Below are 17,618 nucleotides of genomic sequence, written 5' to 3' on the forward strand. Positions count from 1 at the left end.
CCTTCATCAGGAGAAATATTACCTATAAAATTTCGCCAGCCTCCAAGGAAACCAAAATCTTCTACTGCTTTTCCTTCTTCATCCTGGATTTTTACAAGAGTAGAATTATCGATAAGTGGTTGAAACAGGAATTTTATGTCTGCTGAATCAGGTGTCACAGGAGCAGAAAAAATCTGCCAGCCTTCACCGAACACCAGTTTCTGGCAGGTTTCTGCAGATTCATCCACTTTGAGTGTTATTTTCTTACTTGTGAGGGTTAAATCTGTTACAACATTGTTTGTTACTACACAATGGTATTTCCCGGAATCCTCATAAGCTAAATTGTCAATCACTAAATCCGCCCCGGTTTGAGTATCCAATAATACATCATCTTTGTACCATTGGTAATTATTTAGTTCTCCTCCTGTTGGCGCAGCAAAACTAAAATTAGACCCTGGGATTTTTGCTATGGTTTGACTTGTGCCGATACTGTCCTGAGGAGCATAAAAGAAATCGATGGATAGATCCAAATCCATGTTATACTCCAAATCTTCAAATGAAAGATTATTACTGGAAACATCAACAAAAATCAGGTTGGCCTGCAAGGTTATTTCGGGCAGCGAACTCAATTGATTTGATTGCAAATTCAGGATTTGCAAATTGCCTAATTGATTAATTTCTTCGGGAACAGCACCAGTTAATTGATTCTGACTTAAATTTACCCAATAAAGACTGGAAATTTGTCCTATTTGAGCAGGCAAGTTACCTGTTAGCTGGTTGGAGTATAGGTAAATAAATTCAAGATTGGAAAGTTGCCATATTTCATCAGGAATGTCTCCGGTTAATTGGTTCTGGCTTAAATCTATCCACCTGAATTCCGGTAATTGACCAAGTTCTGCAGGAATTGATCCCGTTAATTGGTTTTCATTTAAATACAACAGATTGAGATTTGTTAATTGTTCCAACTCATTTGGAATAGTTCCTGTAAGCTGATTTTTTCCCAGATTCAACCATCGCATGTTGGTTAACTGGCCCAATTCTAAGTGAATAGTGTCATTTAGCTGATTAGCGTCGAGATACAATTGTTCAAGATTTGAAAGATTAGCCAATTCCACAGGAATTTTACCGCTCAGCTGATTTTCACTTAACACCAACCACCTGAGACTGGGTAATTGTGCCAACGAAACCGGAATGGTATCAGTAAACTGATTTTGTCCCAAATCCAGGAACTGCAGCAATGGAAATTGTCCGAATTCCTCAGGAACAAAACCTGAAAATTGATTGTGACTCAAATCAAGCCACCTTAACCCTGAAAGTTGTTCTATGCCATCGGGAATGGTTCCGGATAGTTGGTTGTCACTTAAATACAATAGGTCGAGGTTAGTGAGTTGGAACAACTCAACCGGAATGGTTCCGGTTAATTGATTCCCGTTCAAATACAGGTATTCCAGTTCTGCAAGATTGCCCAGTTCGGCAGGTATTGGCCCGGTTAACTGATTGGTATCCAAAGCCAGATATTCGAGCGAAATTAATTGTCCGAGGTCAGCCGGGATTTCTCCGGAAAGATTATTGTCTTTTAATCGTATCTCGGTCACAAAATCTGATTCAATTGTTATTCCGTACCATGTACTTAAAGGACCTGTAAGCCAGTTTGTGTTGGTTGTCCAGTTATCTCCGTCAGTAACATTGTATAAGTTTACCAATATTAATGAATCACTTTCGCTAACGGCCGCTTTTACCGGAATATCTTTTATAATTGATGATTTTGTGTAAACTGACGGTGAATTATCTGTTTTTTGAAGGTTTTGCAGTTCTGTCTGAATAAGGTTATTTACCTTTTGTTCAATCTGGGTTAAAACATCTTCCTTCAAATTTGGCCCATTGCTTTTTTGTGTTGGTTGAGCTAATAAATCAATATTCACGATAAGAATAAAGATTAACATTGCTATAAGTGAAACAAATTTTAACTGCGTCCAATGTTTTTTCATAATACTGGTTTAATAAAATAATATTTTAAGTTTTTATGTGAATTTGTTTGTTTTCCCATATTTACGTGTACAATGTTACAAATTGTGATTTAAAAAAATCTGGTAATTTTAAGTTATTTTACGTCAAAACTAAAGAATATAAACAAAAAATAAAGCTATAAATTGCAATTAATATACCATAATAATTAAGTAATTGAAAACTTTTACTTTAGATGTTGTAAAAAAGAGAAAGCAGTATTATATTGGGACATTGTATCCCAAAGCTTTTTCTACAAAAGATTATAAGTGCGATCCACCGATAAAAGATAAATCCGACGTATCAAGTGCATTCTATTAATTTATTGTCAATGAACAATTGGCCGTAACGTTTACCCTATACCCCTTGCCGGGTTTTAAATTACCAATGTTGTTTTTCCAACCTCCCAAAAAGCCATAGTCTTCTATTGATGATCCGTTTTCGTCCATTACTTTATTCAAATATCCTTCGTCAATTAATGATTGAAAAACTTCGAGACCATCCTGTTCATTTACCAATGGCCAGGAAATAATATTCCATCCTGGGGAAAGTTGTATCTCCACAGGTGAAATTGTTCCGGTACCTTTAATTTCAAGCGTATCTTTTGAGGTAACATTTACTTTATACCCCTTTGTTCTGTCCAGATTTCCGATGTTGTTTGTCCATCCGCCCAAAAAGCCAAAATCTTCAATGGAATTTCCACTTTCGTCCATCACTTTTTTCAGGTTGCCTGAATCAACAAGTGGTTGTATAATATTCAATAGGTCTGAATCTGCCGGCATAACCCGCATGGAAACAATATTCCAGCCGGGAGAAAAAGTTAATTCCTGTTTTTCCTGGTACTTGTAGGCTCCCATGTCAATATCTATTCCTTGAATTAAGGGATAACCAGAGAAGTCCTGAGTTCCCGGATTTATATTGAAAAGTGAATTTAGATCCAGTCCTGCATTTATTACAGGCGAATTTCCCTGAACAGTATAACTAATCATTTCAGTTAATTGGGTTGGTTCAGTAATCGCAGTATTTCCGGGATTTAGGAACATGGGATCGGTGTACATTCCAACAATCTCACCATTCAGCATTTCCTGATTATTGGTTTGAGCCCACTGGTCAAAAACAATTTCGGAATCCAGGTAAAACGAATTGTTAAATGAATACCAGCAGTTTCCCTGGAAATTTTCTTCGTCAATTCCGTTGTAAACGTTGCTTTGTTTAGAAACAAAGATATTATTATGGAAGTTGAAATTGTTATTCAGGTGATCTAAAAAAGCCAAAGCCGGTCCATCTGAATTGTAAACTACATTGTTATAGAAATAAAGATCTTTGAATGTATTCAGGTCATTTGTCCCATTCCAGAACTCAATGCTGCCTTTTCCTGAAATATTTCCATCATTCTCGCTAATGCAATACCTGATGGTGTTGTTTCCCCAGTTTGTGGCACCGTTATATTGAAATGCAGCATAACCTGCACCATGATTGTCATATGATAAACAATACTGAATGGTTGAATTAGTTGTTCCTCCATCTAAATCAAACCCAACTCCATCAAGTCCTCCATCAGATGTTTTGTTATCATGTGAAATGCAATGCTGTATAACTGCACCATCCACTTCGGCAACCCAAATTCCACCAGGGCCATTTCCGGTTCGGGGCATATCCCAGCCATTGTTGGATGCTACACAATATTCTATCAGAATATTACTGGCATTGTAAACAAAAATTCCGCTTCCACTGTGGTTATCTGAAACAGTAGGATCGCCAGGATTATTCTCGGTAATACTTTGTCCTATGTAAATATCTGACAGTGAAGTTTTATAATTACCAGATATATAAATTCCGGCGTAACCATTCTCATGGGCATAAATGTTTGTAAATTGCAGATTATCACCTACGCATCTGGCAGTCAGGCCTGAGTGCTGAAATCCTCTGATCTCAGCACTGTCAACAACAATGTTGGAACAATAACTTAAACTGATACCATTTCCTTCGTTCCCGGTTTTTCGGCCATCTCCGGTAAAAATAAGATTATAAATGTTAAGAAATTGGCAATCTGCTGCAACAAATCCTGAGTTTGCTCCGGCATTAATGGTAGCCCTGCCTGAACCATAAGAACCTATAGTTACCGGGTTTCCGGCTACTCCGGAATCGAATGAGTTCAACCGGAGAGTTCCTGTAAAAGTATTTTCACCCTCAAACAAAATCTGATCTCCTGGTTGAAAAATCATTTGGTTTACCCTATCTATTGTTTGCCAGGCTTCGGAAGGTGATGTACCGGTATTGTTGTCGTCCCCTTGAGGACTGATGTAGTAAGTACCCAATCCTGCCTGTTCGTCAGGTACAGGGCCTGAAAATTCTGCTACCAAACTAATGGCATCTACCCAAACATCTCCTGTTCCTTCAGTTTTGTAAATATAGATAGTGGGATCATTATCCGGATTTGCGCCGGTGGTAAAAGTCAAACTATCAGTTTTAAAATCTGTATCTTCAAATGTAATACTAACCAATTCATTTCCAAAATTATTTGCACCAAGAAGAATCGGCGTACTTGACAGGGATTTTACAGAAGCTTTTAAGGTATAAGTGGTATTAGGCTCAAGATTAACCCTTTGGTATAGATATACTTCGTTGCCGGTAAGTTTTGCGCTGTTGAAACCCGAGTAAGGATCAACAGCATCTATTGTTGCAATATTGGTAACGTTATTAGGCCAGATTGCCCAGTACGGCATAAAGTCTCCTGTCTCAAAGCCTGGATTTTTAATCAAATTCTGTGCGGAAGTATTATTCAAACTGAATAATACTATACTTATAATAATATTGATTTTTATTTTAAGAATTGTCATTCTTTAAAATGGCTTTTTATTGCGTCCAAAAATAACTTTTACGAAAGGTTTTTCAATTCAAAAATAATTTAATATTTGACTTTTTTCACATTTTTCCCGGAAATACGTGCCTTTATGTTGATTTTCAGAAATTTTACTTTTTTAAAATTATCCGTGCATTAACCTTATTTACTGTAAATTAATTTTTTTATGATTATTTCATTTGCAAGAACAATCCTTAAATAATAAATCCCTGACGAAACCTGTTGGTTTGCGTAATTTATTCCATCCCAGCTAAACTTGTTTCTACCATTTTGCAGAAGCAACTTATTTGTAACCATTTGAATTCGTTGTCCCAATTGGTTTAAAACCTCAATTTGCACTTCCGCATCTTCCGCCAGATTAATTTCAATAGTAATATCATCGCTGAACGGATTCGGATAATAGTTGACTTCAGTTTTAGCAGAGAGCAATTCTACGTCTAACTTGGTGGTGGCATATTTTCCCAAACTCAGAAAAGATGATTCGTGCTTTATAAAAAAGCCTGGTCCTTTCAGGATTTCAGGTTCCAGTTCAAATTCCTGTTGTTGTTTTGTACTCCACAGTTTTAAGGTAAATTCATTGCCTTCTGTAAATCCGGGCATTCCAAAATCATCGGCTGCCGAGGCAGGAACAGAAACTGTTCCTGAATTCAAATGCAAGGGTAGCAGGGTTACTGCACCCACACAAATATTACCGTCGAAAACAGCAAGTTCGTCACCAGATTGAAGAAGAGAAATCGGCAGCTCACTGATGTTTAAATTCATGTGGTCCAATCCGTTGTTTTCATATTTAGGGCGGAAATGGGAAGTTGCCACTTCTTGCGGAAGTGAAGCGACAGACTTTGGATAGGATTCCTGAATCCAGACCGTATCGGCCACCGCAAGTTTGATTTTATATCCTTCTCCCGGGACAAATTCTCCGATAAGATTTTTCCAACCCCCAAGAAATCCCCAATTTTCAATGGCATTTCCTGCTTCATCCTGTACTTTTTGCAATGCACCTTTGTTAATGAGCGGTTGCAGAATTTCCATGGCATCAAAAGGTGTGGTTTTCGGATAACCCATAATGTTCCAGCCGCTGCTGAGCGGAATGGCAAACGGGTATTCCACAGGCTCTCCGTTAACTTCCAGCGTTTCATCAAAAGTCACTCTAATTTTATATCCTTCAGTGGTCTGAATATTACCGATAAGATTTTTCCAACCACCAAGAAATCCCCAGTCTTCCATCGCATTTCCCTGCTCGTCCTGGATCTTTACCAGTGAGGTGTTATCGATAAGCGGTTGAAACAGGGTTTTCATGTCAGAGGTTTTGGAATGAACGGGTGCAGAGAAAAGATTCCAGCCCGAATTAAAATGCAGGTCCATGGAAATCTCAGTCTGGCTTGTTCCATATAATTCCACAAATGCGGTTGCTCCGGCATTAAATGTGGGTTCATCAACCGGTTGCAACATGTTGTTGAAATACAGGGTGCTTTGAACCGGGAATTCCGCCGAAGCGCTGCAATCCCATAATTTGTAAGTGATGTTGTTCCCGGTAGTAAATCCGTTTCCGGTTCCGTCGTCGCGGGAAACAACAACAACCAGAACATTATCCAAACTGACTGTTTGCGCAACTTTGCCGAATCCCACACACAAATCTCCATCGAAAACGCCGATTTCATCGCCGGGCTGTAAATCCATTCCATCGAGTTGGGCCACTAAAATGTTAATGTTCATCTGATCGAACCCGTTTCCATTCCAAACTGATTGGAAATAAGAAGGACAGTCGGGAGGAGGAAATACGGTTATATAATTTTCTTTAAAAATGGTATCGGAATGGAAATCATCGGATATAATTAATTCAACTGAGTAAACTCCGGGAATTAGATAATAATGTTCAGGATTTTGCTCTGTGCTTAACTCTCCGTCACCAAAACTCCATAACCATGAAGTTGGGCTACCGGTTGACAAATCGGTAAAATTAACTTTTTCACCTGCGTTCACATTTGTTTTCGAAGTTGAAAAATTAGCGAAAATATGTTCACCAGTATAGAATTTAAATTCAATGCTGTCTCCCGTTAATTTAACATCGTAAATACTGAATGAATTTTTTGTGCCATTTTCAAGAAACGGATAAGGATCGCTGAAACTGCTCAGTTCACTTCGGTTTTCAACATCTGAAAAGGTTGCATTTTCCAAAAATCCGTTCTCTGAATTTTCATCAATACCGGGGCGGATCATATAAATTTCATCAGGCGGACCATTCCTGTTTCCGGTAATTTCCGGATTAACCCTGTAAACCAGGAGTCCTTCATCATAACTATAATACAGATTAGAATCGTATCCGGTTTTTTTTCTGTACTCTACCATAAAAAATTCGGAATCTGATTCAGGAACCGGAATTTTGTAACAAGCAAACGGATTTACTGAAACAGCCGGCAGTTTATAGGAACCGCTGGATGTCATTTCAGGAATGGTACTAAACCAGTTCCCATATTTATATTTCATCCAGGTGGTGGTATGCTGGGCATTGTCCCATGCCATTAAATCCCATCCACCCACAGGGTTTAAACCATCATGGCTGTAATGATAAAGGTCAGGAGCTCCAAGAGTATGGAACATTTCATGGCATAATACAGAAACATTAGTACTTTCACTAAGTTGAAAATTATAATCCCAAACCCTGGCATTGTTTATAAAAACTTCCTTTAAATATAGTGCCCAGCGATGCGGCCAGAGCAAATCTGACCAACCTTCTACATTTCCCTGGATGATAAAACAAATATTGTCAACATAGCCATCCTGGTCTGCATCAAAATTGAGTCCGCTTGCTTCAATTGCCGGTTTTACAAACTTTACTGCATTTTGCAACAGGGTATGTTCCCGTTCCACAAGTTCATCATCATTGGAATATCCGTATGGATTAGTGGTAGCATCATAGGCCTGATAATAATTTCTATTGTAGGGGTCCTGGTAAGAAAGTACCCAGCCTTCATGTGGAATTGGATAAAAAGTTGAAGATATACTGAGCTGATTCCCACTGACTTCTTTGAAATAATCATATAAGCTAAAATCATTACCATTAAAAATATTCTGATAATCCGAAACGGGCGTAATGTATTCACTTTGGTCAGCAAACCGTATAAAAATGACAATATTATTAAGTTCACCAGTTGATATATAGCTGCTTTTTGTTTGGAGTTCAGTTGATTTAAGCAAAGATTTTTCAGGATATACATTTATTCCCGGTTCCATTCCTGAATTTTGCGGATCATCCGTTCCAACAATAAATTCTGAAGGTGCCAGTTTTCCGTCTTCTATTACAGCAAATACATAAAATCCATTATTGGGATTTTTTATAATGGTGAAGTTTCGTTCGTCATGCAGCCAGTTATAAAATTCATCGCCCGATGCAAAACAACTAACTATTTGGCCATCAGGCTGTGTGATTTTTACCGGGACATTTCTTAGGTAGGCAGCAAAAATGCTTTTTGAAATCAGGAAGATCAATAAGCATAAAAAGAAGGGAAGGGTTTGTTTTTTCACACCTGGTAAGTTGAGTTTTAGTAATAATTAAAAAATCCCTGCAAAAACTTGCAGGGATTTTTGATGATTTTTAAAAATTCTATCGTAAGGTTATTTTCTCTGTGCGATTCGTATTTTGAGAAGAAACTTTTATAAAATAAACTCCGGCGGGATTTGCCGAAAGATCGATCTGGGTTGTTAGACCGTCAACCTGTTTAAACAGAACATTTTGCCCAAGTTGATTGAATACCTGCACTTTTGTTCCGTTTTCGGGTAAAGTTTCAAACTGAATATTCACCAGTCCGTTTGTTGGATTCGGATAAACTTTTAATGATGCAAATTCAATATCGTTAATTCCAACTTTAACGGTAATATTCAAAGTTAATGAAGTTTCAACGGTTTCAACACCATCACTGGCTTTTAGTGTAAATGTATGTTCACCCAAAAGGCTTTCCACTCTTGGAATAGAATCGGATGCCAGAGTAGCTGTGCCGTCACCGTTATCGGTGAGTGTCATCCATTCAGGAAGATCATCGGCAAAAATGGTTAAATCATCCAAAGCATCCGGATCAGTTGCAGAAACAGTAGCAGAAAATCCGTAACCAATATCGGCGGTCACGTTTTCAACAGGATCAAACTCAGGAGCTTTGTTCACATGCAGAACTGTAACCAAAACGGTATCTGGTTCTGAATCCTGTTCGCCGTCATTAACAACCAATACTACCGGAACAGTAATGTCATCATGCACTTCGGGTGCAGTTACTGTTATCGAATCCAGAGTGGCATCTTCAAGTACAATGTCTCCTGCACTCCAGGTAAAGGTAATTTCTTCCCCATCAGGATCAAATGAACCTTTTCCATTCAGGGTGAATTCTTCCCCTTCTGTTACTACAATATCTTCACCAGCAACGGCAACCGGGGCAAGATTTATATTCAGAACGGTAATAGTAACGGTATCCGGTTCTGAACTCAGGATGCCATCGTTTACCACAAGAATTGCATGATAGGTCATATTCTCAGTTACTTCGGGAGCAGTTAACGGAGCCATTTCAAGAGTTGGGTTATCAATGGTTAAATCATCTGAACTCCAGATATAACTCAGTGCATCTCCTTCCAGGTCAGATGAAGCTGAACCATCGAGTGTGAACATTTCACCTTCGTTTACAGTAATATCAGCTCCTGCATCTGCAACAGGCGCAGTATTTTCCCTTATGTGTAGCTCAATGATTTCCATTACCCTTTCTATGCCATCATTAACCTGAAGCTTTAATTTTAAAACGGTGTATTCATCAAATTCGGGAACTGTAATTGTCGTCACCTGTGCAGATGAATCGCTAAACTGAACTAAATCAGCTTCGTTTTCATACAAAGTGGACCACCTGAAAACCAGTTCGTCACCGTCGGGGTCATATGTGTCGGATGCATCCAATGTAAGGATTTGGCCTTCTCTTACTTCAAGCATGGTCTCTGTTACAATAACCGGAGGTAAATTCCCCACAACTGTAATATCCACTGTAGTTTCATCGGTCAGGCCCAAATCATCGGTAACAACCAATGTGAAGGTGTAATTTGCCTGTCCATCAATTTTGGGTGCTGTAAAAGTTGGATTGGCAGTCCCCGGATTGGTGAGCGTAATACCTGCAGGTGCAGTCCATGCATAGGTTACTAAATCTCCGTCGGGATCGCTTGAGCCGGTTCCGTCAAGGGTAACCAAATTGTCTGAATAAACCTTTTGCGTTTCACCTGCATCGGCAACCGGAGCTTTATTTTCAGTAACAGTTACAGTAACAGTTGCAATATCGGTTTCTGCTGAGCCATCTGTAACCACCAATGTGAAAGTATAGTCGGTATCAACTGTTACAGCCGGTGTAGAAAATGATGGAGTGGCCGATGTGGCATCATCCAGTATTATGCCTGCCGGAGCAGTCCAGCTAAAAGTAATGTTATCCAACGCATCAGGGTCAGCAGATGCTGTTCCGTCAAGACTGGCAGTTTTTTGTTCTCTTATTGAGAAATCAGTTCCGGCATCAGCTACGGGTGGTTTATTAATGTGGTTAACAGTTACAATAACAACATCAGAAGCCGTGTTATTTTCTGCTTCCCCATCATCCACAGTTAAAGTGATTTCAAAATCAGTATCTTCTTCCACTTCGGGAGCAGTAAATGTTGGAGATTCAGCAGTAGGATCATCAATTACAAAACCTGTGGGTGCAGTCCACAAATAGGTTAAATCTGCACCTTCGGGATCACTTGAGCCAGATCCGTCTAATTGCCCTGCTTCATTCTCATTAATTGCGAAATCAGCACCAGCATCAGCAACAGGTACAATATTAGTGTGTACAACAAATACAGAAACGGTATCCGGTTCAGAATCCACTGTTCCGTCATTAATAATCAATTCAAACCTGAAGGTACTGTCTTTCATTAAAGCCGGTGGTTCTGGTGCGGTAAACGAAGGTTGGGCAGATGTATTGTCATCCAACACTGCTCCGTCAAGCGAGGTCCACGTGTATGTTAAAACATCAAGTTCATCGGGATCAGACGAGCCGGTTCCATCCAAAAGTACAACCGAACCCTCATCAACAGTCTGATCTTCGCCGGCATCAGCAACAGGGGGTTTGTTAATGTGAAGTACTGATATTATTACATCATCAGGTGTTGAAGTCCAAATGCCATCATCTACAGTTAAAGTGAATACCAAATCCGTGTTTTCATGCACTTCCGGAGCGGTAAATAATGGAGTTGCGGCTGTTGGATCATCCAGTGTTATGCCTGCCGGAGCAGTCCATAAATAAGTCAATGGTTTCAATTCGGTATCTGTAGAACCGGTTCCGTCAAGTTGTACCACATCTCCTTCATCTACTGTTTGGTCTGGTCCTGCATCGGCAACCGGTGGGATATTTTCGTGAATTACGCGAACCGTTACGAAAGCCGTGTCAGAATCCAGTTTCCCATCGTTCACTACCAGTTTAAATTCGTAATCCTTAAAATCTTCAATTATAACCGGCGAAGTAAAGGTAACTGCCGGATTGGTATTGTCGCCGTCAAATGTAATTCCATCGGGTGCTATCCAAAGAAAGGTAATAATATCTCCTGCGTCAGGATCAGATGAGGTAGAACCGTCAAGTGTAACTGTGACACCTTCATCAACCTGCTGATCATCTCCGGCAACAGCAACAGGTTTGCGATTGAAGTCTTTTATAGTAACTACAACGGTATCTTTTGAACTAAGCGGTACAGTGTTGGTTACCGTAAGAATGGCGAGGTACTCGGTATCAGAAGTTACTGTAGGTGCTGTAAATGATGGAGTAGCCGATGTGGCATCATCCAGCGTAAAATCTGGCGGTTGAATTTCCCATGAATAGGTAATGGCTAGTCCTTCCGGGTCATTGGAGGCACTGCCGTCAAGTTGTCCTGGTTCTTCTTCAGTCACCTCGAAGTCAGTTCCGGCGTCCGCTGTTGGTGGTAATGGCACATCAACTACCTTAACCACAACGGTATCCGGTTCAGAATCTCTTTCCCCATCGTTTACAGTTAAGGCAAACCGGTAAGTGGCATCTGCCAAAACAGACGGAGCAGTGAATGCCGGATTTTCTGATGTAAAATCTGTTAATCCGAAACCATCAATGTCTTTCCACAGAAAAGTAAGTGTGGCACTTTCCGGGTCTGACGAACCTGATCCATTAAGTTGTCCTGCTGTTTTTTCATCAATGGAAAAGTCGGTGCCTGCATCGGCAACCGGTTTGTAATTGTGGGTTCCCAGTAAAACAACAAAAACAGATTCTCCTTCCTGAAAAACTGGAGCAGGATCAATTACAGTTCCTTCTGAAACATTATAATAAATAGATGTAACAGCGGCAATTTCTTCCTCTTCTGAAACATCCCAGAATTTGTATGAGATGGAATTCCCAATGGTAAATCCATCTTTTGAAATTGTACCTGCATCATCTTCTCCTGCCTGACCTGCAATTGTCAATAGATCATCAAATTCTCCAAGCTCTTCGGTAAGAACTACAACTCCAACACAGATGTCTCCGTCGAAAACACCAATCTCATCTCCTGCAACAAGATTAACCCCGTTGACTTTTGCTTCCATTAAATTTATGTTCATAAATCCCGGGGGGGTGATTTCTCCGTAAACAGGAGTAAAATGTGTTTGTGCTATTGTGATTTTACTAAAAGTAAAAATCAATGCAACCAATAAAATGTAAGTGTAAATGTTTCTCATAATATGATTAAATTTTGGTTTAACTGTTCTAAAAGTACAATTGCAAATTTCAATTAATCCACAAATTGATATACTTTTTTTAAATGAATCAATAATTCCAATGAACTGTCTGATTTTTTAAACAAAAATGTTCTAATAAAGTATTTTTTGCATATATTTTTTTGATGAAGGAATTTTAGCAATTGACCCATTATATTCAATAAAAAGCTGCTGGTCTTTTTTGGAATATTTTTTAATATACTTCATATTTACAATATGTTTCCTGCTTACCCTGATGAACTGATGTGCCGGAAGCCTTTCTGAAAGTTTCCCAAGGTTTTGACTGATAGTTTCTTGTTTGCCCTTGTATAAGTGTAAGACAGAATAACTCCCATCGGCCTCCATGTAAATGAGTTCATCGGGCATGAAAAAGTTAACTTCCTGATTTGACTGGATTTGAATAATTTCAATTGATTTTTGTGGGTTATTTTCCGATATTGAACTTTTGTGAAGATTAAGATGGTTTTCAACTTTCCTGATTGATGTTCTAATATCTTTCATAGTGACGGGTTTCCGCAAAAAATCGACAGGTGAAAACCGGAGAACTTCAGCGGAAAACTGATTGTGATCGGATACAATTATAACATGAGTATGAATTTGATGTAACTCTAAAAGCTTAAGAATGTCAATGCCATTCAGGTTTTCATTAAGAGTTAAACCCAGAAAAACAATGTCAGGTGTAAGAATTCTAATGGCTTCCATACCCGATTTCATATCGAAAAATATATTAACGTTTTTAAAGTTTAATTCGAATAGCAATTCCCGCAACCTGAATGCCGGGGTTTGTTCAGCTTCAATAATTAAAATATTTGTATTATCTGAAAGCTTTTCCATAATACGATAGATAATAAACGTCCAATGAATAAAGTAATAAATTAAATAAACTGCCGTTAATTCACAACAAATATATTTAAAATTACAGATTCCAGTCATTATTATAGAAAAAGTTTAAAATTTTAAAAAGGATAATGTTTTTGGTTTGAGTTGGGTTCATTTCAAGTCTTGGAAATTAAAACCTATATAAATAAAAAAGGGGTAGCCACACCTGGCCACCCCGTTCCCCGGTGTTTTGTTATTTGATTTTTATTTCCTGTCGAGCACCAGTTTTTTAACTGCTTCTTTTCCCTCAATGTTCAGTTTTACAAAGTACATTCCTGAAACCTGATATTCCATATTGAATGAAATGTTTTGGTTATTCGTGAATTTACGATGGATAATCTGCTGTCCGGTTATTGTATAAACGGTTACTTCAGCAGCTCCCACGCCGACATTTTTAACTTCAAGATTTACCCAGTCTCTGGCTGGATTCGGGTACATGTTCACGTTAAAATCGGTAAAAGCAATTTGTCCGGAGTTTACCGGGTAACCATCCACACACAACTGGAAGGTATCGGCTGCCGCGGCTCCATCCGGGTCGGTAGCCATAACAACGATGTGAACACAGCCGGTATCTTCAATCATCGGACTGAAAACCAGGGAATCGTTCATCATTTCGGCCCATGCAGGCAGCGGATCACCGTTTTTGAGCATTGCGCTGACTGTGAGAGCATCTCCATCAATATCATCAAATAATTCACCCAAAACCTTACTAACCGGAACTTTCAAACCATAGGAAGCATTGACTACCTGGTCGGATATTGGATTCACAACAAATGGAGCATCGTTTACCGAATTTACTGTTAATGTAAATGATTCGGTAACAATTCCTCCTTCACTGTCCTCAACTTTGATGGTAATTATCGCATCGCCCGACATTTCGGGTGCAAGTTCAATTTCCAGCGAACCTGTGTTTCCTGATGTATAATTCACTGCGATGCTGGTAACCAATTCAGGATTGTCGTTTTCTGCAGTTAGAGTAACCGTTTGTTCTTCTGCATCATTTCCATACGAAATGCCTGTTAATTGAACCATCACAGGTGGGTCATCTTCATTCGCTGTTATGTTTTCAATAGGATCAATAGTGGGCAAATCATTAGTTGTAATAATTGTAACAGAAAATGAAAGGGTAGTAGTATTTCCGCCACCGTCTTCAACTGTCCAGGTTTCGGTAGTGGTTCCGGCAGGGAATATTCCGTCAGGTCCGAGGCCTTCAATAAGTTCAGGAACAAGCGTGCAATTATCCAATACCTCAATTGCAGGGTATTCAATTGCAGATTCTGCCAGACCGGGTTCAAGAACAACTTCAATATCATCAACCGCAACAAACGTTGGAGGAAGCGTATCGTGAACAGTCACCGTTGTCCATGCCCTGGAAATGTTGCCCTGAGCATCTTCAACGGAAAGCCGGGTGTGAATTACTTCATCAAACACTTGATCACAAGAAAAAATGTGTGGATATGCATTTATTTTTAGTTCTTCAAATGCTGTCGATTCATCGGTTGTTCCTTCTGTCATTTTTTCCAAGTCCTCGCGAGTCAGCCAATATTTTCCTGTTTCATCAAGATAAACATCAATTGGATTGGCAACAACAACAGGTTCCTGGTTTCCACCTGTAATTGTGATGTTGGCAATGCAAGAAGAAGAGTTTCCGGCCAAATCGGTAACAGTAAGAATAACTTCCTGGGTTCCCAAGTCGTTCCAGGTAAAATCAGTCTGGCTCAGTTCCATGCTTTCAATGCCGCAATTGTCGGTGCTGCCCTGGTCAATATCTTCGGGTGTGATGGTAACTGTGCCAGTTTCATCCAAAACAAACTCAAAATCTCCTGTTGATGTAGTGCCCCATTTTAAGGCATTGACAAAAAGTTTCTGCACATTAACATTTGAAAGAGAATTACTGCTGGCATAATTTCCGGCATGCCCAAATCCAACCACTTTGCCTTTTTCCAACTCCCTTACGGCAACAGCGGCATTGCCATCGTGGTCAAGCATCAGGGTTTCGGCCGGATAAGTATCATACTGCCGTACTTGCCCTACATTGTGTCCAGCAAAATCAATGATAAAAGAGGAAGGTATTCCATCCAAAACCGGGTGTGTATCATAACCGGGAACTGTGTTGTAGGTTATGGCCGTTTCATAGCCGCTGTTTCTTTGAAGAATTACAATGGGTGCCAATGCAGGATGAGTTGGGTATTCATCCAATTCGTAGGCATCCCATTCAGAATGAACAAACAGTTTCCCCTGAACCTGGACAAAATCGAGTAGTGCATTTTGTGCAGACAATGGTAATCCAAAGGAGAAAGTTGATCCGTTTAAATGAACAACGGCATCAAACCCATCCAGTGAGGGATTGGTTCCATCCCATTGGTATTCGGGTACAGTTGGCAAAGTTACGGTGAAACCTGAAGCTTCAATGGCAGTTTTAAGACTTTGGGTGTTTGCATTGTCAATATCCCACAGCAGCAATACGCTTTTCCCGGTTCCATTGCTTCCGCACACTGCAAACGGCGCTTCGGTGTCTTCAACGGTAACATTAAACGTGCAACTTGTTTCGTTGCCTGCTGCGTCGGTGGCAGTTAAGGTTACAGGAGTTGTACCAATCGGGAAAAAAGAACCTGATGAAATAGTTGCTTCGACTTGCGTTCCGGGACAATTGTCAGAAGCTACCACCCCGGTGTTTTCTGTTCCATCATCAATGCTGCCGTTTAAAACTCTCAAGTGATCAAAAATGATGGAATTTTCACCTATACAAGTATAATTGGCAAGCTTAATGCTAATTTTGCTAAAATCTATGTTCTCACCAACTTCTGCAAGATCCAGAATCATATCGCCTGTTGCCGAAGGAAGTTCTGTGTAACTGTCAGGATTTGTCAAAATATATGTAGTTAAAAACCAACTGCCTACCATATCTTTTCCGTAATAAACATGTTGTCCAAGACTTTGATTATTCTCATCAAACAATTCTACAGTTAAATAAGGGAAATTATATGTTGTTAAATTTGAAGCAAATTCCATATAAGCCTGAAGGTCAGTTGTTTTGGTATTGCCATTGATGTCATAAATTTTTGTGAGCGATTCAGTTGAACACCATGAATAAGTGTTGCCAACAACGCTTGTCTTTATTGCGGTAGAGCCGTCGTAAGGAGAAGTAATTTCTTCGTAGTTGAATATCGGATTGTTATAGTGATCATAAACCTCCCATTCAGAAAGACTGGCAGGAAGAACTTCATCAAGAAGAACTTCATCGGCCAGTGTGCTAAAAGTAACTACAGCTCCGCATTCGCCGGGATCGTTTGAAACCACAATGTTTTCGGGGCAGTCTAATAACGGCGGTTCGGTGTCGTTTACGATTACTGAGAAACTGCAAGTAGTTTCAACACCCAAAGAGTCGGTTAAAAGAAAAGTATTCATTGTGGTGCCAATTGGGAATTCTGATCCGCTGGGTAATCCCCCGGTTTGGACTGCACTTCCTTTTTCAGAAGCGATAACTGTATAATTTACTACAGCACCACAAACTCCCGGGTCATTGTCAACCTCAATATCATCAGGGCAAAAATGACCCGGTACCGAATAGGTAATGTTGCCGGGAGTAACTCCTCCTTGTCCGGATTGTGCCACCACAACTCCTTCTTCATTTTTAATTACATATTCACATTCATGAGCAAAGTAGGTCCCCGGAACGAAGTTTGTGGTAATTGTATTTCCGGGATTTACTGAAAACGTAAAAACAGCAGGTCCTGCATCACTAGAAAGGGTTATGTTATCCAGAACTAAATTTCCGTCTATTAATACGTCAATAGTTCCTCCGTTCCACCCATCACCAAAAATATCTCTTAATTCTATAGTATAAGTTAAAGTTTGGCTAAAAAGGGTGGTTGCTGAAAAAAGCATTGATAAAAAGAACAGGTAAAATTTTTTCATAACAATTTAGTTTTAAGTAAAATTGATAATTTGGTAATATTTTTTTTGATTGAAATTGATTATAATAAATACACGACACACTGTTGGTATCGTTACATTTCAATGAACTATAGCCACAGGTATCCTTCTTATTTATTAAGTCGGACTATTTAAGATTTATGACTGTTTAAACGTTTGTAAAAATCGGAGCTAAATTTAGAGATTAAA

The 17,618-nt window shown here is 39.3% G+C and carries 6 protein-coding genes; all 6 read right to left on the minus strand.

All coding sequences use genetic code 11. From position 1 onward, the window contains the following. On the minus strand, nt 1-1,967 hold a 1,967-nt coding region (locus ACESMA_RS04720; protein ID WP_372947621.1), incomplete at its 3' end, for a hypothetical protein. A gap of 333 nt (nt 1,968-2,300) precedes the next feature. Next, a complete protein-coding gene (locus tag ACESMA_RS04725) occupies nt 2,301-4,823 on the minus strand; it encodes a right-handed parallel beta-helix repeat-containing protein (protein WP_372947622.1) in 2,523 nt (840 codons plus the stop codon). A gap of 164 nt (nt 4,824-4,987) precedes the next feature. Then, nucleotides 4,988-8,368, minus strand: coding sequence for a M6 family metalloprotease domain-containing protein (locus ACESMA_RS04730; protein ID WP_372947623.1), 3,381 nt, complete (start codon nt 8,366-8,368; stop codon nt 4,988-4,990). Between the two features lie 79 nt (nt 8,369-8,447). Further along, nucleotides 8,448-12,575, minus strand: a complete 4,128-nt coding sequence (locus ACESMA_RS04735) for a PKD domain-containing protein (RefSeq protein WP_372947624.1) — start codon at nt 12,573-12,575, stop codon at nt 8,448-8,450. Between the two features lie 132 nt (nt 12,576-12,707). Next, nucleotides 12,708-13,448, minus strand: coding sequence for a LytR/AlgR family response regulator transcription factor (locus ACESMA_RS04740; protein WP_372947625.1), 741 nt, complete (start codon nt 13,446-13,448; stop codon nt 12,708-12,710). Between the two features lie 249 nt (nt 13,449-13,697). Further along, nucleotides 13,698-17,411: an HYR domain-containing protein gene (locus tag ACESMA_RS04745; protein WP_372947626.1), complete on the minus strand. Its 3,714-nt coding sequence runs from the start codon at nt 17,409-17,411 to the stop codon at nt 13,698-13,700. Between the last annotated feature and the right edge of the window lie 207 nt (nt 17,412-17,618).

The sequence above is a fragment of the Mariniphaga sp. genome (genome assembly GCF_041687215.1).
Lineage (GTDB): Bacteria > Bacteroidota > Bacteroidia > Bacteroidales > Prolixibacteraceae > Mariniphaga.